This window comes from Thauera phenolivorans, assembly GCF_001696715.1.
Classification (GTDB): Bacteria; Pseudomonadota; Gammaproteobacteria; order Burkholderiales; family Rhodocyclaceae; genus Thauera; species Thauera phenolivorans.
Genome location: NZ_MBFM01000006.1, coordinates 100,484 through 118,499, shown reverse-complemented (window position 1 = coordinate 118,499; position 18,016 = coordinate 100,484). Strand labels below are relative to the sequence as shown.

The window sequence follows — 18,016 nt, the reverse complement described above, 5'->3', positions numbered from 1 at the left end:
CGATCATGCTACGTAACTGATTGGTAATGCAGCGTTTTATGCGGTTTAGCCGCCCACAGATCGAAGCCTTCGAGCAGCCACTCAAGCTCCTTCATCGTCAGCGTGCAGGTGGGCTGGCCCGCCTCGGCCGCCGGCCAGGCGAAGCGCTCGGCTTCGAGTCGCTTGTACCAGAGGCAGAAGCCGTTGCGGTGCCAGTACAGCGCCTTGAGCTTGTCGCGGCGGCGGTTGATGAACAGGTACAGCGCGTCGCCGAACGGGTTTAGCCCCAGTTCCTGCTCGACCAGCGCCGACAGCCCGCCGATGGATTTGCGGAAGTCGATCGCCGGCCGGTACAGATACACCGCGCCGATGGTGTGCCCCGGATGCATCAGCGCCTCCGCTCCGAGAGCGCCGCCGACAGCGCGGCCAGCCAGTCGACGCCGGGCAGCGTCGCGCACTCGAGCCGCAGCTGTGCGCCGATCATTACCGTGCAGCCCGTGCGGGCCGTCATCGAAGGCTCGATCTGGATCGGAACGAATCCGCCAAGCTTGGCGCGGCTGCGGCGACCGCCGGCCACCAGGCGCTTACGCCATTGGTAAAGCGCTTGCGGCGACAGGCCCTCGCGCTCGGCGTAGGCCTTCGTGGTGATGCCCTCGGCCTCGATCGCCGACAGGTGCGACAACCAAAACGTGCTGCGCTCCGACATGCTCGTGCTCCCCGGAAAACGGAAGCCGAAGCATGCGGGCTCACCCAGGGCTACGTAAGGATGGGGTTCGTGGAGCGCTTACCGTCCTTCTTGCCGTACTTCGGACAGAACGGGTAGGGAACTGACCGGATGGCAGCAGCCCAAGTGGAGCAGCCGTTCTAGCGGCAACTTTGCCTGCGGGCCGAACGGCGGGTCATGGCCGCATGCCGCTATTGGGAAACGCGTTCCGATAGCGGCCGTTGATCGTCGATCGAGAGAGACGGTGGGTGTCGGGTCGGGCCGAGCACGAGGCTGTCAGTCGGAAAGGAAGCGGCTGGCAGCTTGACGATCGGTGAGTAGACCGCGACTTTGCAGACGTCATCTGGCACGCCAAGGTCGAAGTCGTAAGCCCACCTCGCAGATCGGCAAAGAAAGAGCGGACCATGCCGCGATGGACACGATCCGCTTGGGGGTCAGGCTTTCAGCTTGCGCAGGCCTTCGGCGAGCAGCCAGAGTGCCCGGTTGAGCCGGACGTTCTGGTCAATGCCCTGGACAGGCCGTGTGCGCTGTCATCGCCCATTGGCGCTGCTGCCGGTCAGGCCGCCTTTGACGAGGTTCTCCTGCACCCGGTTGAACGTGGACCACAGGTCCGCGTGGGCGTCGTCGAAACGACGGGGGCGCAGGATCTGGCTTTCGGTAATCGGCAGGGTTTTGCCGGGTTCGTCGTACTTGAGAACCAGGGCCGATCGGGCGAAGACTTCGGCCTCGCCGTCATCGAGCGCGATGGCACGCATGCCGTCGCACGAGTCCTGCACCTGTTCGAAGCCATGTAGTACTTCGTAGGCGCCTTCGATCACCTGATCGATGACGTTGCCCTTGTGATGCACGCGCACGTCGGCGAACGTGTCGCCGCACACCAGGCCGTTCTGGCAGACGAAGCGGAACATGCCTGCCAGCATCTGATAGCTACTCGTGCCATCGTGCGAGTTGATCAGGATGATTTCGTTCGCCTCGTCGCCGTTGATCTGGCTCGCATGGCGAAGGCGCAGCATGTGCTTGGTGTAATCCCGGCGGTCCTCGTGGCGCACGCGGGTCTGGCACACCATGAACGGTTGGAAGCCTTCCTTGCGCAGTTCGGTCAGCACGGTCGCCGTGCGGATGTAGCTGTACCGCTCGGAGCGACTTTCGTGCGGGGTTTCCGCGAAGATGGAGGGCGCGACGGCACGAATCTGATCATCCGACAGCGGATGATTCGACCGCAGCACTGGGGACCGATGAGAAAAGCGGGACGCGAGTTGCATGGCGATCTCCTTGGATGAGAGACCGGAGTCCCGCCCCACCGGGGAAGAACCCCGGCGGGTGGTGTAGCGCCGCTGACGCGACGGTTGGGATCAGGCCTTGGCGAGATGCCAGTCCTGGGACAGCGGCGCGAACTTGTAGCCCAACGCACCGAGACGATCGCGTTGCTGACGCAGAACGCGGCGATCCACGGTGGCATCGAGCTTGACGATCTCGCTCAGCGGCCAGAGCGCGCCGAACAGCACCGCGTCATCCGCCTCGACCGATGCTTCGGAGGATGCGGCGACCGGCTCGTTGCCGAACGGCGTGGTATCGACCAGGGGATCGCGCGGGCTTCCCTGCTTCGCCTTCGGCTTGGCCGGAGGCGAAGCCGGCGCGAGCGACTGCGCTTCCTCGTCGATCGGATCGACTTCCTGCGGGCCCAACTGGCGAGCTTCGTCGCGGCTCAGGGCGTCGATGTTGGACAGCGCCATTCCGCCCAGATGGGCGCGGATCTCGATGACCATGCGACCGTTGGCGTTGTACGTGGAGGGGCGAATCTCGACGATGACGAAATCACCGTCGTACTTGCCCTCGCCGTACTGATCGAGTTCGGCGTTCTTGACGACGAACTCGCCGATCGAGGTCGCCAGGCGGCCGACATTGAAGTCGCCGTTGCGGCCATGGATGGTCTTGATGGCCAGTTGGCCGGGGATGGTGATCATGAAAGTCTCCTGCTGACGAAGAGAGGACGAAGCCCCGGGGATGCGCCTTGCGAATCAGAACGACTCGGCAACAGCCCATGCAGGGACGTCGGCAGCGTCGCCGTCGGCAGTTTCGGTGACGAGCTCGGATGACGCCGGCACCGGGCCTTGCTGCGCGGCGGGTCGGTCGGATGCCAGAGTGACCTCCGGACCACGCTCGTCGGTCTCGGTCGACTTGGGTTCGGCCTTGTAGACGAGCCTGCCGTCAACCTTGATCCAACTGACGAACAACAGGCGGGCCTTGAGGCTCACCCCCTGCTCGCCGGCACGCTTGCCCTTGGAGTAGGTGAAGGTGTCGGTCCACAGGTCACCCAGGCGGAACCCGATCATCACCTTCTTCTCGGCATCGACTGCCTGTATGCAACGACGCACCAGGTGCTGCGCTTCAGATCCCGATACGCGCGCGTCGAAGCGCACATACGAGACGTCGTCGATGGGGCCATTGAGCGCTGCAATGTCGCAGGCCAGGAAGGAATCGCCTTTCTTGGGTTTCACTTCGCGGATGCGATTGAGATACCCGAGGCCGGTGATGTGCAGATCGAAGTAGGACTTTTCGTTGGAAGTGGTCATGGTGAATCTCCTGAGAACAATGAGGCGGAGACACACCGGACCCAAGCGCGGGAGGTGTGGAACCCCCGCGTGGGTTGATGGAGCAGCTTGGTGACATCGCCATCGACAGGCGATGGCCGTTCGCGCAGGTAGTGTTCTGATCAGTGTGCAAAAGCCCGAACGGGCTTGCAGAGAAGGGTGGTCATGGTAAGAGGTTGATTGTGCAGATCGACCTTGATCCCTGAGGAGGGCAAACCATGACCACGAGCAAGAGTAATACGGTGTCGTTGTCGGCGAAAGAGTGGGTGTCTGGCGACCGTGACCTGATGAAGTCGCTGATGAAGGAAGCGCTGCAGGAGGTGCTCGAAGGCGAGATGACGGAGTTTCTCGGCGCGGCGCCGAGCGAGCGCAGCGAGACGCGCAGCGGTTACCGGGCGGGTTACTACCACCGGGGGCTGGTGACGCGGATCGGCAAGCTGGAACTGCGGGTGCCGCGCGACCGCAGCGGCGAATTCTCGACGGCACTGTTTGAGCGCTATGCGCGCAGCGAGAAGGCGCTGGTGGCGGCGTTGGCCGAGATGTACGTGCAGGGTGTCTCGACCCGCAAGGTCAAGGCGATCACCGAAGAGCTGTGCGGGCACAGCTTCTCGGCCTCGGCCATCTCGGCGATCAACAAGAGCCTGGACGAGGCGCTCGAGCGCTTTGCCAGCCGGCAACTGGAAGAGGCGTATCCGTACGTGATTCTGGATGCGCGCTACGAGAAGGTGCGCGAGGACGGTGTGATCCGCTCGATGGCGGTGCAGATCGCCATTGGCATCAACTGGGAGGGGCAGCGTCAGGTGCTGGCGGTCGAGACGGCAAACCGGGAGAGCCTGAGCAGTTGGAAGGACTTCCTGCTGCGGCTCAAGGAGCGTGGGCTCACCGGCGTGGAGTTCGTGGTCTCGGACGACCACGCGGGCCTGAAGAAGGCGATCAGCGAGGTGTTGTGCGAAGCGGCATGGCAGCGCTGCTATGTGCATTTCCTGCGCAACGCGCTCGATTACCTGCCCAGGAAGGCCGACGACGACTGTCTGCAGGAGCTGCGCTGGATCTACGACCGGCGCGACTTGCAGGAAGCCAACCGCGATCTGGCGGCGTGGATCACCAAGTGGCAGGGCAAGTACCCGAAGCTCGTCGACTGGGCCGAGAGCAACATCGGCGAAACCTTGAGCTTCTACCGGCTGCCCCGGGCGCACCACAAGCACTTGAAGAGCACCAACATGCTCGAGCGCCTCAACGAGGAGATCAAGCGGCGCACGCGCGTGGTGAGGATCTTCCCGAACACCGAGTCGTGTCTGCGGCTGATTCGGGCGCTGTGCGTCGAAACCCACGAGACGTGGCTCGAGGACAACCGTTACCTGAACATGGCACTGCTGGCCGAGCAGAAGAAGGAGCTGTTGAGACTGGCCGCCTGACGGCCGCCGCCGTGGTCGGCGCTCCGGGCTACGCCCTGCGCGCCGACCACGGCAACCCGGAATCAACCGAATACCTGATCAACCCTTTTGCACAACTTGACGCACACAACTTCTCGGGGGCACCATCGCCGTTCTCGCGCTGGGTTTGACCGGCGACAGTTCTGTCCGCCGGCAAGTCTGGGACAATGGCGCCCCTGCCGTACGCCGAGACAGCCGATGTCCGCCACCGCTACCCTGCTCGTGTTGACCAACCTGCCCGACGCCGAGGCGGCGGCGAAGCTCGCTGCCCGCCTGGTGGCGCAGCGTCTCGTCGCCTGCGCCAACGTCCTCCCCGGGTGCACCTCGGTCTATCGCTGGCAGGGCGCGCTCGAGACCACGAGCGAGGTGCCGCTGCTGCTGAAGACCAGCGCCGCGCGCTATCCCGCGCTCGAGGCCGCGATCCTCGCCGCCCACCCCTACGAACTTCCCGAGATCGTGGCGGTCCCTGTGGAGCGCGGCCTCCCGGCCTACCTCGCCTGGGTCGCGTCCGAAACCGAAGCCGAAACCGACTGAGGCGCGCGCTTCCGCCCGGCCTCCACAAGCGAACCAAGATGCAAAGACTGCTGTTGCTGCTCGCCCTGCTCGCGAGCCTGCTTTCCCCCGCCGCCCAGGCCAACCCGATCGCCCCCGAGAAGGCCTTCGCGATGCAGGCGCAGGCGCTCGACGCGGGCACGGTGGAGGTGGTGTTCGACATCGCCAAGGACTACTACCTTTACGGCGACAAGTTCCGCTTCGAGGCGGACCCCGGCACGGTGCAGCTCGGCGCGATGGACAAGCCGGCCGGCGAGATCCATGACGACGCTTTCTTCGGCAAGGTCGAGACCCACCGCGGCCGCCTGCGCCTGCTGCTGCCGGTGGTTGCGCCCGAGGGCCTCGGCCGTTTCACGCTGACGGTCAGCAGCCAGGGCTGCTGGGACGGCGGCATCTGCTATCCGCCGACGCCGCAGACCGCCGCGATCGACCTCGCCGCACCGCCGGTGGCGCTGGGGGGCGGACTGCTCGAGCGCGCGCTCGCCGGCCGCGCAGGCGCCGCCAGTCCCACTGCGGCGACGGACGGCGGCGTCGCCGGCGACGAGAGCGGCGACATCGCCCGCCTGCTCGTCGGCGCCAGCGTGCCCCTGGTGCTGCTGAGCTTCTTCGGCTTCGGCCTGCTGCTCGCCTTCACCCCGTGCACCTTCCCGATGATCCCGATCCTGTCGGGCATCATCGTCGGCCAGGGCCACAAGGTCTCGCACACGCGCGCCTTCGCGCTCTCCCTCGCTTACGTGCTGGGCATGGCCGTGACCTACGCGCTGGCGGGGGTCGCCGCCGGCCTGTCGGGCACGATGCTGAGCGCGGCCCTGCAGAACGTATGGGTACTGTCGGTGTTCGCGCTGATCTTCGTGCTGTTGTCGCTGTCGATGTTCGGCTTCTACGAGCTGCAGCTGCCCACCGCGCTGCAGAGCCGGCTCGCCACCACCGCCAGCCACGGCAAGGGCGGCAGCGTGGGCGGCGTGGCCGTGATGGGCGTACTGTCGGCGCTGATCGTCGGCCCCTGCGTGGCGGCGCCGCTGGCCGGCGCCCTGCTCTACATCGCGCAGACCGGCGATGCGGTGCTGGGCGGCTGGGCGCTGTTCGTGATGGCGCTCGGCATGGGCGCGCCGCTGCTCGCGGTGGGCGTGGCCTCGCGCAGCCTGCTGCCCAAGGTCGGGCCGTGGATGGAAGGCGTCAAGAAAGCCTTCGGCGTGATGCTGCTCGCGGTCGCGCTGTGGATGCTCACCCCGGTGATCCCGCCGCTGGCGGTGATGCTGGGCTGGACGGCGCTGCTGCTGTTCCCGGCGATCTTCCTCCATGCGCTCGACCCGCTGCCGCCGCAGGCGAAGGGCTGGCAGCGCTTCTGGAAGGGCGTCGGCGTAGTGCTGCTGCTGGCCGGCGCGGCGATGCTGGTGGGCGCGCTGGCCGGCTCGCGCGACCCGTTGCAGCCGCTCGCGGTGCTGCGCGCCGAGGCCGGCACGCGTGCCGCCGTGCCGCAGTTCGAGAAGGTGAACACGCTGGCCGAGCTCGAGGCCAGGCTCGAGACCACCGATCGCCCGGTGATGCTCGACTTCTATGCCGACTGGTGCGTGTCGTGCAAGGAGATGGAGCGCTTCACCTTCAGCGACCCCCAGGTGGCCGAGCGCATGGGACGCATGCTGCTGCTGAAGGCCGACGTCACCGCCAACGACGATGAGCACAAGGCGCTGCTCAAGCGCTTCGGCCTGTTCGGGCCGCCGGGCATCATCTTCTTCGACGCCGAAGGGGGCGAACGCGAGGGCCTGCGGGTGGTGGGCTTCATGAAGGCGGCGCCGTTCGGCGCGGTGCTCGACCGCGCCCTCGGCAGCTGAGCGCGCCCGCGCGGTCGCTCCAGGGTCGGCTTTCGCGGGCTTTTTCGCCTACAATTCGACGTTTCCCTATTCCGGCAGGCCTTTCATGTTTTCCGGCATCGTGGCCGCCTGCGGCCGCATCGAACGCATCACCCCGCTCGCGGACGGCGTCCGCCTGACCGTCGACAGCGGCGGCCTCGACCTGTCCGACGTCATCATCGGCGACAGCATCGCCAACAGCGGCGTCTGCCTCACCGTGATCGGGATCGACGGCCCGCGCCTGAGCTTCGACGTCTCGCGCGAGACGCTCAACTGCACCGTCGGCCTCGACGCCGAAGGCAACGAGGTCAATCTCGAGAAGGCGCTGCGCCTGGCCGACCGCCTCGGCGGCCATCTCGTCACCGGCCATGTCGACGGCGTCGGCGAGGTGCTGAAGTTCGCGCCGATCGGCGAGAGCCACGAGCTGGTGATCCGCGCCCCTGCGGAGATCGCCGGCTACATCGCGAAGAAGGGCTCGGTCACCGTCAATGGCGTCAGCCTGACGGTCAACCGGGTGGACGGACGCGACTTCTCGATCAACCTGATCCCGCACACCGTGGCGGTGACCAACCTCAAGCAGCTTGCCGCGGGCAGCCGGGTGAACCTCGAGATCGACCTCATCGCCCGCTACGTCGAACGCATGCTCGCCTGGCGCGACGAACAGTCGCCGCGGGCATGAACCGCCGCAGCGCAAGCACGCCGAACAAAGGACACAGCATGAGCGCACTCGCGCCGATCACCGACATCATCGCCGACATCAAGGCCGGGAAAATGGTCATCCTGGTCGACGAGGAGGACCGCGAGAACGAGGGCGACCTCGTGATGGCGGCCGAATTCGTCACCCCCGAGGCGATCAACTTCATGGCGCGCTTCGGCCGCGGCCTGATCTGCCTGACGCTCACCGAGGAGCGTTGCCGCCAGCTCGGCCTGCAGCAGATGGTGCGCGACAACCGCACCCCGCACGGCACCGCCTTCACCGTCTCGATCGAGGCCGCCACCGGCGTCACCACCGGCATTTCGGCCCACGACCGCGCCCGCACCGTGCAGGTCGCGGTCGGCCGCCACGCCAAGCCGGACGACATCGTCACCCCCGGCCACATCTTCCCGCTCACCGCGCAGAAGGGCGGCGTGCTGATCCGCGCCGGCCACACCGAGGCCGGCTGCGACCTCGCCCAGCTCGCCGGCCTCGAGCCCGCCTCGGTGATCTGCGAGATCCTCAAGGACGACGGCACCATGGCGCGCCTGCCCGATCTGGTCGAGTTCGCCCGCGAACACGAGCTCAAGATCGGCGCCATCCGCGACCTCATCGAGTACCGCGCCGCCACCGAGCACCTGGTGGAGCAGGTCGCCGACAAGGAGGTGAGCACCCCCTACGGCCCCTTCCGCCTGTCCGCCTTCGAGGACAAGACCTCGGGCGACGTGCATTTCGCCCTGTCGCGCGGCGACATCACGCCCGAGCGCGAGACCCTGGTGCGGGTGCATGAGCCGATCTCGGTGGTGGACTTCCTCGATCCGGCCAGCAATCGCCACAGCTTCCCGATCAACGAGGCGCTCGCCGCGGTGGCGGCGGCCGAGGCCGGCGTGATCGTGCTGCTCTACCGCCCGCAGTCGGGCCGCGAGCTGCTCGCCAGCCTCAACGGCACCCAGGACCGCCCGGTGAAGTGGGACGCCCGCCTGTTCGGCGTCGGCGCCCAGATCCTGCGCGCGCTCAAGGTGGGCCAGATGCGGCTGCTCGCCAGCCCGCGCAAGATCCCGAGCATGACCGGCTTCGGCCTCGAGATCACCGGCTTCGTCGACAAGAACTGAACGCAGGAAACGCCATGCAACGCAACCAACCCGAAAACGCCCGCCGCCAGTCGCGCTACGACGGCATCGCCGAGATCGACCCCGACTTCGCCGGCGCCGGCCTGCGCGTCGGCGTCGTGATGGCGCGCTTCAACCTCGACATCTGCGAGGGCCTGCTGTCGGCCTGCACCGACGAGTTGCTCGAACTCGGCGTGGCGCGCGGCGACATCCGCATCGTCACCGTGCCGGGCGCGCTGGAGATCCCGCTCGTGCTGCAGACGATGGCCAAGAGCGGCCGCTTCGACGCCCTGGTGGCGCTCGGCGCGGTGATCCGCGGCGAAACCTACCACTTCGAGCTCGTCTCCAACGAGATGGGCGCGGGCGTCACCCGCGTCGGCCTCGACACCGGCATCCCGATCGCCAACGGCGTGCTGACCACCGAGAACGAGGACCAGGCGATCACCCGCATGCGCGAGAAGGGCGCCGACTGCGCCCGCGCCGCGGTGGAAATGGCGAATCTGCTGAAGGCCGTCCGATGAGCGACATCGACCACACCGCACCCGAGGGCGCGCCCGCGCCCAACCCGACGAGCAAGATGGCACGCCGCCGGGCGCGCGAACTCGCCCTGCAGGGCGTGTACCAGTGGCTGCTGTCGGGCAACTCGATGACCGCGGTGCAGAAACACCTCGAGAGCGAGAGCGAGAACCTCGACAAGCTCGACCGCGAGCTCTTCGTCGGCCTGCTGCGCGGCACCCTGGAGAACGTCGACACGCTGCGGGAAGCCTTTTCGCCCCTGATCCACCGCCCGGTGAGCGAGCTGTCGCCGATCGAGCACGCGATCCTCCTGCTCGGCGCGCACGAGCTGCGCCACAACCTCGAAACGCCCTACCGGGTGGTGATCAACGAGGCGATCGAGCTCGCCAAGGGCTACGGCGGCACCGACGGCCACAAGTTCGTCAATGGCGTGCTCGACAAGCTCGCCGCCCGCCTGCGCCCGGAAGAGTTCGAGGCGTCGCGCAGGGCGAAGCGCTGAGCCCGCCTAGCGGGGCACGGCGGTGGCGACCGGCTCGGCCGAGCGCCGCTGCCCCTCGGCGAGCTCGGTCGGGCTGAGCTGGCGGGCGATCTCGTCGCGCTCGCGCACCGCGGCCATGTTGAGCGCGGTCGCAGCGCGATTGAACCAGACGTAGGCGAGCACCGGATCGCGCTTGAGCAGGACCCCCTCGCGATACAGCCGGCCGAGCTCGAGCATGCCCTCGGCGTCGCCCTCCATCGCCGCCCGCTCAATCCAGCTGGTCGCCTGCTGGTAATCCTGCAGCACGCCCACGCCGGTCCGATAGACGCGGCCGAGCTCGACCATCGCCCCGGTGTTGCCGCCCTCGACCGCCTGCTGCAGCCAGGCGACCGCCTCCCTCGTGCTCGCCGGGTTGAATTCGGCGTCGAGCAGCAGCAGCCTGGCCATTTTCAGCTGGGCATCGGCGTCGCCCGCCTGCGCCCGTTGCATCGTCACCGAATCGACGCCTTCCGCAGCAGGCTCGGGCGCCGCCAGCCGGACCCCGTCGAGCCCGAGCGCGCCGACCACGGCGACCGCGACCACCACCACCAGCGCAGCGATCACGAACACCGGCCGGCTGCGCACCGGCGCGACATGGTCGACGATGAAGCGGTGCGAACAATTGAGGCAACGATAGGCGGACGCGTGCGGATGGGCATGCTTTTCGTCGTACGAGTGCCAGCGCGACAGCCGGTATCGCGAACTCTTGCACTTGGGGCAGACGACTTCTGTGGCTGACGACATGGATGATCTTTCCCGGCAGCGCCGATATGTCCCTGTGGTTGCCGAGTGTAACCAGTGCGGCCCCGATCAGGAAGCCCGGCGCGCCTCCCCGAGCGGCAACGCGGTGCGGTCCACCACCCGGCGCAGCACGAAGCTCGAATGCACGCCGGTGACGCCGGGGATGCGGGTGATCCGGTTCAGCAGCAGCTCCTGATAGGCGTCCATGTCGGCGACCACCACCTTGAGCTGGTAGTCGGCTTCCTGGCCGGTGATCAGCAGGCACTCGAGCACCTCGGGGGTGGCGGCGACCTCGGCCTCGAAGCGCTCGAAGCGTTCCGGCGTGTGACGGTCCATCGAAATGTGGATCAGCGCCATCAGTGACAGGCCGAGCTTGCGGGCGTCGAGCAGCGCGCGATAGCCGCGCACCAGGCCCGCCTCCTCGAGCGCGCGCAGCCGGCGCAGGCAGGACGAGGGCGACAGCGCGATGCGCTCGGCGAGATCCTGGTTGCTGATGCGCGCATCCTGCTGCAGCACCTCGAGGATCAGGCGGTCGTGGCGGTCGAGCTGCATGATCGGCTCCGGTCTTTCCAATGGACGGCAGATTCTTGCACAGAAAAAAGGTCAAACGCCCATTTCTGCGCAAAATACCGGGTCAAGCCCGCAACAATGCAAGCCTATGCCGCACGCCGGCGCGTAGACTGTTCGGCATCGAACCACGCATTCCCACGAGGACAGCGCCATGATGTTGCAGGACCCCGCCGCCAAGTACCGCCCCTTCCCCACCATTTCGCTCGCCGACCGCCAATGGCCGAACAAGGTGATCGAGCGCGCGCCGATCTGGATGAGCACCGACCTGCGCGACGGCAACCAGGCCCTGTTCGAGCCGATGAGCGTCGAGCGCAAGATGCGCATGTTCCGCACCGTGTGCGACATCGGCATCAAGGAGATCGAGGTCGGCTTCCCTTCGGCCTCGCAGACCGACTATGACTTCGTGCGCAGGCTGATCGACGGCGGGCACATTCCGCAGGACGTCACCATCGAGGTGCTCACCCAGGCGCGCGAGGATCTCATCCGCCGCACCTTGGCGTCGGTGCGCGGTGCGCGGCGCGCGATCGTGCATGTGTACAACGCCACCTCGCCGACCTTCCGCGAAGTCGTGTTCGGCATGGACAAGCCGCAGGTGGTGGCGCTCGCCGTCTCCGCGGTACGCCTGATCAAGGAGCTCGCCGCCGAGCTGAAGTCGAGTTCGGGCACCGAGATCGTGCTCCAGTACAGCCCGGAGACCTTTTCCGCCACCGAGCTCGACTTCGCCAAGGAGGTGTGCGACGCGGTCACCGCCGAATGGGGTGCGAGCCCGGACGACAAGGTGATCCTCAACCTGCCCGCCACGGTGGAGGTCGCGACCCCCAACGTCTATGCCGACCAGGTGGAGTGGATGCACCGCAACCTCGCCCGCCGCGACAGCGTGATCCTCTCGCTCCATCCGCACAACGACCGCGGCACCGGCGTCGCCGCCGCCGAGCTCGGCATGATGGCGGGTGCCGACCGGGTCGAGGGCTGCCTGTTCGGCAACGGCGAGCGCACCGGCAACGTCGACCTCGTCACCCTGGCGCTCAACATGTACACCCAGGGCGTGTCGCCCGGGCTCGACTTCTCCGACATCAACGCGGTGGCGCGCACCGTCGAGTACTGCAACCAGCTGCCGATCCACCCGCGCCATCCTTATGTGGGGGATCTCGTGTTCACCGCCTTCTCCGGCTCCCACCAGGACGCCATCAAGAAGGGATTTGCGGCCCAAAAGGCCGTCGACGGTGAAACTCGTCCGTGGAACGTGCCCTACCTGCCGATCGACCCCGCGGATGTCGGCCGCAGCTACGACTCGGTGATCCGGGTCAACAGCCAGTCGGGCAAGGGCGGCGTCGCCTACCTGCTCGAAACCGAGTACGGCATCGTGATGCCGCGCCGGCTGCAGGTGGAGTTCTCGCGCGAGGTGCAGCAGGCGACCGACGCCAGCGGCGGCGAGATGAGCGCGGCCGACATCTGGCAGCTCTTCGCCCACACCTATCTCGACGGCGTGGCGCCGGTGCGTTATCTCGAGCACCATCTGTTCGAGCACGGCAAGGCCCAGGGCATCCGCCTCGCGGTCGAGATCGGGGGCAGCCGCCAGTTGCTGGTCGGCGAGGGCAACGGCCCGATCGACGCCGCGGTCCATGCCTTGCGCGGCGCGGGCATCGAGGTCCAGGTGCGCAGCTACGAGGAGCGCTCGATCGCGCCGAGCGAGGACGGCGGCAACGCGCAGGCCTGCGCCTTCATCGAGCTCGGCGCACAAGGTGGCGAGCGCTACGGGGTGGGCATCGACGGCAACATCGTCACCGCCTCGATCCGCGCCCTCATCAGCGGGGTCAATCGCCTGCAGCCGGCGAGGGCGGTGCGGGCGGCCTGAGGCGGGGACTGCGAGGCGAGGGGCTAGGCCGTGCCGGAGATCCGGTCGGGCGACGGGGCGGCCGGCGGCGCGATGCCCTCACCCAGTTCGACGAATGCGGCATCGTCGTCTCGGCGGACGCGGAGATCCCCGATCTGCTCGCGGCCCACGCCTGGGAGCAGGCCTTCTGGCGGCGGCGGGCGCGGCTGCGCGCGACCACCCGCTTCCTCGTCTTCGGCCACGGCAGCTGGGACCAGCTGCGGGCGCCCTTCTTCGGCCTGTGCGCGAAGGCGGTGTATCGCCGGGTCGAGCCCGGCTGGCTGGCCTTGCCCGCGCCCGAGGCCCTCGCCGAAACCGACGCCTGGCTCGCCGCGCAGCTGCGCGCCGGCTTCCCGTCCCTGTCCCCGCGCAGCCTGTCGCCGCTGCCGCTGCTCGGCATCCCGGGCGTCACCGCCGACAGCGAGCACGCCGAGTATTACCGCGATCCGCGCCAGTTTCGCCCCGCCCCGCGCGCGCGCCGCGCCTGAGCCCGCTCACACCTCCCACTGCAGCGCCGCCAGCCGGGCGTACAGCCCGCCCTGACGGCGCAGGTCGGCCGGGGTACCGGTCTCGACGATGCGCCCGCCGTCGATCACCACGATGCGGTCGACCTGCTGCACGGTCGCCAGGCGGTGGGCGATGATCAGCGTCGTGCGCCCCTCCATCGCCGCCGCGAGGCCGCGTTGCACGTGGCGCTCGGACTCGGCGTCGAGCGCGCTGGTCGCCTCGTCGAGCAGCAGCAGGCGCGCGCCCTTGAGGATCGCACGTGCGATCGCGATGCGCTGGCGCTGCCCGCCCGACAGGCGGGTGCCTCGCTCGCCGAGGAAGCTGTCGTAGCCCTCGGGCAGGCGGGTAATGAACTCGTCGGCCGCCGCCGCGCGCGCCGCCGACTTGACCTCCTCGTCGCTCGCCGCGGGCCGGCCGTAGCGGATGTTGTCCAGCGCGCTCGCCGAGAAGATCACCGGCTCCTGCGGCACGATCGCGATGTCGGCGCGCAGCGCCCCGAGCGAGCGCTGGCGGATGTCCTCGCCGTCGATCCGGATCGCGCCGGCGGAGACCTCATAGTAGCGCAGCAGGAGCAGGAACAGACTGGTCTTGCCCGCTCCCGAGGGTCCGACCAGGGCCACCCGCTCGCCGGGGGCGATCTCGAGGCAGACGTCGTCGAGCACACGCACCGCCGGCCGCGCCGGATAGCGCAGGACCACATGCGCGAACACGATCCCCGCCTGAACCGCGCGCGGCGGCGTGCGCGGGACGGCCGGATCGCGGATCGCCGGCTCGGCGTGCAGCAGCTCGAGCAGGCGGCCGGCGGCACCGCCCGCTCGCATCACCTCGCCCCACACCTCGCCCAGGGTGCCGGCACCGCCTGCGACCAGCGCGGCATAGAGCATGAAGGCACCGAGCTCGCCCAGGCTGAGGTCGCCGGCCTGCACCTGGCGGGCGCCAATCCAGAGCACGAAGATGATCGTGCCCATCACCGCGGCGATGATCAGCGCGCTCATCGCCGCCCGCACCCGGGTGCGCCGCACCGCGGTGCGGAAACCGGTCTCGGTGCGCGCGGCGAAGCGGCGCGCCTCGTTGCGCTCCTGGGTGAAGGCCTGCACCGTGGGCATCGCGTTGAGGACCTCGGCGGCGAGCGCCGAGGCGTCGGCGATGCGGTCCTGGGACTCGCGCGACAGCCTGCGCACGCGCCGGCCGACGAGGACGATCGGCACCGCGAGCACCGCCATCAGGCCGACGATGAGGCCGAACAGCCAGGCACTGGTCACCGCCAGCATCAGCATGCCGCCGACGAACTGGAACAGGCTGCGCAGGCCCATCGACACCGAGCTGCCGACCACCGCCTGGATCAGCGTGGTGTCGCCGGTGAGCCGCGACAGCACCTCGCCGGTCTGCAGGGTCTCGAAGAACTGCGGCGACTGGCGCAGGACCCGCGCGTAGACCGCGTTGCGCAGGTCGGCGGCGACCCGCTCGCCCACCCACGACACCGTGTAGTAGCGCGCCGCCACCACCAGCGCCCAGAACGCGGCGAGGCCGAAGAGGAGGACGAAGTGCGCATCGGGCCCGCGCGTGCCGAGCAGGCCGCCCCCGGCCGGCACGCCGCTGCCGAAGCCGGCGTCGATCAGGTCGCGAAAGGCCAGCGGGACGACCAGGATGGTGGCCGAGCCGAGGCTGAGCAGCACGAAGGCGAGCACCACCCGCGCGCGGTAGGGGCGCAGGAAGGGCAACAGCCCGCGCAGGGTCGATACCGGGCGCGGCGCCGCAGGACGGGGATCGGTGGCCATGCGTCCATTATGCGGCCGGGGCGCGCCGGCACCGGCACCGGCGTGGGCGTGGGCGTGGGCGTGGCGACGATACGGACGGACGAAAAAAATCCCGCTTGCGCGGGATCTTTCATGCTGCCGAGGAGCGGGATCAGCCGCGGGCGGCGCGCTCGCGGCGATCGCCGTAGCCGCGGCCCGAGGACTGGCCGTCGCGGCCGTAGCCGCCGCGACGCGCCTCACCACCCGGACGGCCGTAGCCGCCGCCGCTCGGGCGACGCGCGCTGCCGGCCGGACGCGGGCCGGCCGGCTTGCGCGGCGACGGCTCCATGCCGGGGATGGTGTGCACCGCCAGGCGGTCGCCGGTGAAGCGCTCGATCGCACGGATCAGGCCGGTCTCGCGCGGACCCGACAGGGTGATCGCGACGCCGTCGCGGCCGGCACGGCCGGTGCGGCCGATACGGTGCACATAGTCTTCGGCCTGGCGCGGCGGATCGAAGTTGATGACGTGGCTGATGCCGGCGACGTCGATGCCGCGGGCGGCGACGTCGGTCGCCACCAGCACGCCGATCCGGCCCTGACGCAGGCGGTCGAGGGTGCGGTTGCGCTGGGTCTGGTGCATGTCGCCGTGCAGCGCGGCGGCGGCGATGCCCTTCTCCTGCAGGGAGAGCGACAGCTCGTCGGCGCTGCGCTTGGTGGCGGTGAACACCACCGCCTGGTTCATCCCGTCCTCGCCGAGCAGGGCGTGCAGCAGGCGGCTCTTGTGGCCGAGGTCGTCGGCGAACATCAGGCGCTGCTCGATCTGGCCACGATCTTCCTGCGCGACCTCGATCTCGATGCGCTGCGGGTTGCGCGTCAGGCGCGAGGCCAGGTTGCCCACCACGCCGTCGAGGGTGGCCGAGAACAGCAGGGTCTGCCGCTTGGCCGGGGTGGCGGCGACGATGGCGTCGATGTCCTCGGCGAAGCCCATGTCGAGCATGCGGTCGGCCTCGTCGAGGATCAGCACCTCGACGTCCGACAGCTTGATCTTGCGCCGGTTGAGGTGGTCGAGCAGACGGCCCGGGGTGGCGACGACGACATCGCACTGGCGCTGCAGCTGCTTGATCTGGGCGAACATCGGCGCGCCGCCGACGAGGCAGGCGGTGTTGAGCCAGCGCAAGGCCTTGCCGTAGGTCTGCACCGCCTTCTCGACCTGCTGGGCGAGCTCGCGGGTGGGGGTCAGCACCAGCACGCGCGGCCCGCTGCCCTGAGCCGGGCGGCGGTCGATGATCCTGTGTAGCGCGGGCAGGGTGAACGCGGCGGTCTTGCCGCTGCCGGTGTGGCTCGACACGAGCAGGTCGCTACCGGCGAGCGCGGCGGGGATCGCCTGCAGCTGCACCGGGGTCGGCGTGGTGTAACCGGTCTGCTCGATGGCCTTGAGGAGTTCGTCGGCGAGGCCGAGGCTGTGGAACGTCATTGGGGTTCTTCCTGTAGGTCTGGCCGGCTTGTGGCCGGACGGATTCGGACCCGCGGGAGCGGGTCGCATGGCATCGCGCGGCGCCTTCTTCGCGGATGGACGAAGTCGGCACGCCGGTCGGATCGCAAGGGCGACGAACGCGCGATGGGCGTGGCCGGTCGCTCGGCGGTAGCCGGGTCGACCGCGCATCGGCACCAACCGGTTGTCACGATGCCAGACGATCGGAAGAACGAATGGAGTTCGGCGGGAGGTCGGGGGCGATGGGGCTGTGGTTACAGTCCCTCGGGCCGGAATCGGCGGACGGATGGTCCGCAACGGTGATGCTTCGGCCCTGCTGCTGCATTGCACAACGAGCGCAAGTATAACGGACTTTCCCGGTCAGGTCTCGAAGTCGATGAAAAAAAACGAAAAACGGCCCGCGCACGAAGCGCCGGGCCGTTTCTCGGGACTGCGATGCGCTCTGGGGCGCCTCGACTTACTTGGCGTTGACGCTCGCCTTCAGGGTCGCGCCGGCCGTGAACTTGGGCACGTTGGAGGCAGCGATCTCGATCGCGGCGCCGGTCTGGGGATTGCGGCCGGTGCGCGCGGCGCGCTCCGAGACTTCGAAAGAGCCGAACCCGGTGAAGGACACCTTGCCGCCCTCGGCGAGCTGCTCGGAGATGATATCGAGCACAGCGGACAGGGCGCGGTCGGCCTGCGCGCGGGACAAATCCAGGCGGTCGGCCAGGGCTTCGACGAATTCACCTTTGTTCATGCTTTTCCTCGATTTGGTGTGTTTGGATGAAAGACGGCTAGACCGGCGGGATTCTAGCACCCCCGCAAGCGGCCGGCGGGCCGGAAGACCAGCAATTTCGGGACTTTCGTGCGCTCCTGCCATACCGCGACGCAGCATTCACGCCCCGAGAACAGGATAGTCCACAAAGCCTCGCTCGCCACCCTGATAGAAGGTATCCGCATCCCATGCGGCGAGTGGCACGCCGCGGCGGAAGCGTTCGACGAGGTCGGGGTTGGAGATGAAGGGCTTGCCGAAGGCGACTGCATCGCACCAGCCCGCCTCGAGCCAGGCTTCGGCCTTGCGGGCGTCGAAGGCGCCGTTGGCGACCATCGGCATCTGCGCAATCGGGCGGAAGTGCGGCGCGACCTCCGCCAG

18 protein-coding genes and 2 pseudogenes are annotated in these 18,016 nt (G+C 68.5%); 9 read left to right on the top strand and 11 right to left on the bottom strand.

Translation table 11 applies throughout. The features are described 5' to 3' along the window. Window positions 1-8: 8 nt before the first annotated feature. The 5 genes and pseudogenes from tnpB to BB334_RS16495 form a co-directional block, all read right to left on the bottom strand. Complete coding sequence (gene tnpB, locus BB334_RS16515; RefSeq protein WP_068804609.1) at window positions 9-368, bottom strand: IS66 family insertion sequence element accessory protein TnpB; 360 nt, start codon at window positions 366-368, stop codon at window positions 9-11. Next, window positions 368-685: an IS66 family insertion sequence element accessory protein TnpA gene (gene tnpA, locus BB334_RS16510; protein WP_068804612.1), complete on the bottom strand. Its 318-nt coding sequence runs from the start codon at window positions 683-685 to the stop codon at window positions 368-370. The genes tnpB and tnpA overlap by 1 nt, the downstream gene beginning before the upstream one ends. A gap of 452 nt (window positions 686-1,137) precedes the next feature. Next, window positions 1,138-1,965: pseudogene (locus BB334_RS16505) on the bottom strand (DUF932 domain-containing protein). 90 nt (window positions 1,966-2,055) lie between these two features. Continuing rightward, entirely contained in the window at window positions 2,056-2,667 is a 612-nt protein-coding gene (locus BB334_RS16500) for a DUF3275 family protein (protein WP_068809594.1), read from the bottom strand. 54 nt (window positions 2,668-2,721) lie between these two features. Next, entirely contained in the window at window positions 2,722-3,276 is a 555-nt protein-coding gene (locus BB334_RS16495; protein ID WP_068809593.1) for an STY4534 family ICE replication protein, read from the bottom strand. A 236-nt stretch (window positions 3,277-3,512) separates the two neighbouring features. Between BB334_RS16495 and BB334_RS16490 the strand changes: the two genes are divergently transcribed. The 7 genes from BB334_RS16490 to nusB all read left to right on the top strand — a co-directional run bounded on the left by BB334_RS16490 (window position 3,513) and on the right by nusB (window position 9,947). After that, window positions 3,513-4,709, top strand: coding sequence for an IS256 family transposase (locus tag BB334_RS16490; RefSeq protein WP_068809541.1), 1,197 nt, complete (start codon window positions 3,513-3,515; stop codon window positions 4,707-4,709). A 216-nt stretch (window positions 4,710-4,925) separates the two neighbouring features. Continuing rightward, window positions 4,926-5,261 carry a divalent-cation tolerance protein CutA gene (gene cutA / locus BB334_RS16485; protein ID WP_068809592.1) on the top strand — a complete coding sequence of 112 codons (336 nt, stop codon included), beginning with the start codon at window positions 4,926-4,928 and terminating at the stop codon, window positions 5,259-5,261. A 38-nt stretch (window positions 5,262-5,299) separates the two neighbouring features. Then, on the top strand, window positions 5,300-7,111 hold the full coding sequence (gene dsbD / locus BB334_RS16480) for a protein-disulfide reductase DsbD (RefSeq protein ID WP_068809591.1): 1,812 nt from the start codon (window positions 5,300-5,302) through the stop codon (window positions 7,109-7,111). An 85-nt stretch (window positions 7,112-7,196) separates the two neighbouring features. Continuing rightward, the gene (locus tag BB334_RS16475) at window positions 7,197-7,808 is read left to right on the top strand and encodes a riboflavin synthase (protein ID WP_068809590.1); all 612 of its coding nucleotides are present in this window, start codon (window positions 7,197-7,199) and stop codon (window positions 7,806-7,808) included. A gap of 38 nt (window positions 7,809-7,846) precedes the next feature. Then, complete coding sequence (gene ribBA / locus BB334_RS16470) at window positions 7,847-8,935, top strand: bifunctional 3,4-dihydroxy-2-butanone-4-phosphate synthase/GTP cyclohydrolase II (protein WP_068809589.1); 1,089 nt, start codon at window positions 7,847-7,849, stop codon at window positions 8,933-8,935. Between the two features lie 14 nt (window positions 8,936-8,949). After that, window positions 8,950-9,453, top strand: coding sequence for a 6,7-dimethyl-8-ribityllumazine synthase (ribH, locus tag BB334_RS16465; RefSeq protein WP_068809588.1), 504 nt, complete (start codon window positions 8,950-8,952; stop codon window positions 9,451-9,453). After that, complete coding sequence (gene nusB / locus BB334_RS16460; protein WP_068809587.1) at window positions 9,450-9,947, top strand: transcription antitermination factor NusB; 498 nt, start codon at window positions 9,450-9,452, stop codon at window positions 9,945-9,947. Before ribH ends, nusB begins: the two co-directional genes overlap by 4 nt. Before the next feature lie 6 nt (window positions 9,948-9,953). Here nusB and BB334_RS16455 read toward each other — a convergent pair whose 3' ends face one another. Together BB334_RS16455 and BB334_RS16450 are read right to left on the bottom strand one after the other, a co-directional pair. After that, window positions 9,954-10,709 (bottom strand): SEL1-like repeat protein, encoded by a 756-nt coding sequence (locus tag BB334_RS16455; RefSeq protein WP_068809586.1) that lies wholly within the window; start codon window positions 10,707-10,709, stop codon window positions 9,954-9,956. 66 nt (window positions 10,710-10,775) lie between these two features. After that, window positions 10,776-11,258: an Lrp/AsnC family transcriptional regulator gene (locus BB334_RS16450; RefSeq protein WP_198531282.1), complete on the bottom strand. Its 483-nt coding sequence runs from the start codon at window positions 11,256-11,258 to the stop codon at window positions 10,776-10,778. A gap of 169 nt (window positions 11,259-11,427) precedes the next feature. On the opposite strand from BB334_RS16450, the gene leuA reads away from it, so the two are divergent. Then, window positions 11,428-13,131, top strand: coding sequence for a 2-isopropylmalate synthase (gene leuA / locus BB334_RS16445; protein ID WP_068809584.1), 1,704 nt, complete (start codon window positions 11,428-11,430; stop codon window positions 13,129-13,131). Continuing rightward, window positions 13,128-13,637: a DUF3025 domain-containing protein gene (locus BB334_RS16440; protein WP_083200481.1), complete on the top strand. Its 510-nt coding sequence runs from the start codon at window positions 13,128-13,130 to the stop codon at window positions 13,635-13,637. Before leuA ends, BB334_RS16440 begins: the two co-directional genes overlap by 4 nt. A gap of 6 nt (window positions 13,638-13,643) precedes the next feature. On the opposite strand, the gene BB334_RS16435 is transcribed toward BB334_RS16440, so the two are convergent. The 4 genes and pseudogenes from BB334_RS16435 to BB334_RS18050 form a co-directional block, all read right to left on the bottom strand. Beyond that, on the bottom strand, window positions 13,644-15,434 hold the full coding sequence (locus BB334_RS16435) for an ABC transporter transmembrane domain-containing protein (RefSeq protein ID WP_068809583.1): 1,791 nt from the start codon (window positions 15,432-15,434) through the stop codon (window positions 13,644-13,646). Window positions 15,435-15,564: 130 nt separating this feature from the next. After that, window positions 15,565-16,866 carry a DEAD/DEAH box helicase gene (locus tag BB334_RS16430; RefSeq protein ID WP_068809582.1) on the bottom strand — a complete coding sequence of 434 codons (1,302 nt, stop codon included), beginning with the start codon at window positions 16,864-16,866 and terminating at the stop codon, window positions 15,565-15,567. 475 nt (window positions 16,867-17,341) lie between these two features. Next, window positions 17,342-17,743, bottom strand: coding sequence for an HU family DNA-binding protein (locus BB334_RS16425; protein ID WP_269799010.1), 402 nt, complete (start codon window positions 17,741-17,743; stop codon window positions 17,342-17,344). 15 nt (window positions 17,744-17,758) lie between these two features. Continuing rightward, window positions 17,759-18,016: pseudogene (locus tag BB334_RS18050) on the bottom strand (alkene reductase); the annotation flags it as partial.

Coding starts and splice junctions, on each gene's coding strand:
- cutA (WP_068809592.1), top strand. CDS start 4,926: ATGTCCGCCACCGCTACCCTGCTCGTGTTGACCAACCTGCCCGACGCC.
- BB334_RS16430 (WP_068809582.1), bottom strand. CDS start 16,866: ATGACGTTCCACAGCCTCGGCCTCGCCGACGAACTCCTCAAGGCCATC.
- tnpA (WP_068804612.1), bottom strand. CDS start 685: ATGTCGGAGCGCAGCACGTTTTGGTTGTCGCACCTGTCGGCGATCGAG.
- leuA (WP_068809584.1), top strand. CDS start 11,428: ATGATGTTGCAGGACCCCGCCGCCAAGTACCGCCCCTTCCCCACCATT.
- BB334_RS16500 (WP_068809594.1), bottom strand. CDS start 2,667: ATGATCACCATCCCCGGCCAACTGGCCATCAAGACCATCCATGGCCGC.
- BB334_RS16495 (WP_068809593.1), bottom strand. CDS start 3,276: ATGACCACTTCCAACGAAAAGTCCTACTTCGATCTGCACATCACCGGC.
- ribH (WP_068809588.1), top strand. CDS start 8,950: ATGCAACGCAACCAACCCGAAAACGCCCGCCGCCAGTCGCGCTACGAC.
- BB334_RS16435 (WP_068809583.1), bottom strand. CDS start 15,434: ATGGCCACCGATCCCCGTCCTGCGGCGCCGCGCCCGGTATCGACCCTG.
- ribBA (WP_068809589.1), top strand. CDS start 7,847: ATGAGCGCACTCGCGCCGATCACCGACATCATCGCCGACATCAAGGCC.
- dsbD (WP_068809591.1), top strand. CDS start 5,300: ATGCAAAGACTGCTGTTGCTGCTCGCCCTGCTCGCGAGCCTGCTTTCC.
- tnpB (WP_068804609.1), bottom strand. CDS start 368: ATGCATCCGGGGCACACCATCGGCGCGGTGTATCTGTACCGGCCGGCG.
- BB334_RS16475 (WP_068809590.1), top strand. CDS start 7,197: ATGTTTTCCGGCATCGTGGCCGCCTGCGGCCGCATCGAACGCATCACC.
- BB334_RS16490 (WP_068809541.1), top strand. CDS start 3,513: ATGACCACGAGCAAGAGTAATACGGTGTCGTTGTCGGCGAAAGAGTGG.
- BB334_RS16425 (WP_269799010.1), bottom strand. CDS start 17,743: ATGGCAGGAGCGCACGAAAGTCCCGAAATTGCTGGTCTTCCGGCCCGC.
- BB334_RS16450 (WP_198531282.1), bottom strand. CDS start 11,258: ATGCAGCTCGACCGCCACGACCGCCTGATCCTCGAGGTGCTGCAGCAG.
- nusB (WP_068809587.1), top strand. CDS start 9,450: ATGAGCGACATCGACCACACCGCACCCGAGGGCGCGCCCGCGCCCAAC.
- BB334_RS16455 (WP_068809586.1), bottom strand. CDS start 10,709: ATGTCGTCAGCCACAGAAGTCGTCTGCCCCAAGTGCAAGAGTTCGCGA.